Genomic DNA, 784 nt, shown 5'->3' with positions numbered 1-784 from the left:
CGCATCGAGCGGCGGCTCAAGCAGTTCTGGGAGAATACCTCCTGTCCTCGCTGCGGTCGCCAGAGCATTATGACGTGGGAGAAACACGACCGAGTTCGGTGCCGTAATTGCGAATTTAAGCCAGTATACACCCATGGAACGCCATTTCACGAGAAGCACCTCACCGCAGGAGAGGTGCTTCTCGCTTTCACCCTCTACGCAGATACACTGCTGAGCATCAACCAGATTGTGCCGCTGCTCGGTCGTGCTTACAAAACCATCCACACAGCGATTCGGGAGGCGGAAGCCGCGGTTCAGCGCGGCTTCCCCCTCACCTGGAAACTGTTTAACCAGACCGTCGATGGACCGACACAGGTCGACGAATCTGGTAAAGTCTGTTCTAGTTATAAAGGTCAAGAGCCGCCGCGAAACAGCAGTTCTCGCGGCGGCTCGTCGCGCACTGGCCGGTCACGCTGGCGAGGGCGTCACGGTGACCAGCTGACGCTCGTCGCGGCGTGCCGCGACTCACTTCGTGTGATTCGCGGACAGCGCGGGATCGACTACGAAGGTGATCTTGAGCCAGTGATTCAGGGAGCTGAAGACCTCTCCCAGCGGCTGGGAGAGGTCTGGACAGATGGACTCCAAGCGTACCGCGAGATGGATCGGGATCACCGAACGGTCGTCCACAAAGAGAGGTACGTATCGCCTGACGGAGTCCACATCAATCAGGCAGAATGCCTGTTTTCGCTCGTTCAACCGTGGCTGCGGAAGTTCCGCGGCCTGTCCAAGCAAGGCTTGGAGCAGG

The 784-nt window shown here is 58.8% G+C and carries 1 protein-coding gene; it reads left to right on the top strand.

Going from position 1 to position 784, the window contains the following annotated elements:
* Positions 1-784 (top strand): IS1595 family transposase (locus tag EXE41_RS18595; RefSeq protein ID WP_137691794.1); only part of this gene is annotated, 784 nt, incomplete at both ends.

Origin of the sequence: Halorubrum sp. SD690R (assembly GCF_005435035.1) — an archaeon.
GTDB classification, from domain to species: Archaea; Halobacteriota; Halobacteria; order Halobacteriales; family Haloferacaceae; genus Halorubrum; species Halorubrum ezzemoulense.
This window is presented reverse-complemented; position numbering and strand designations above follow the sequence as displayed.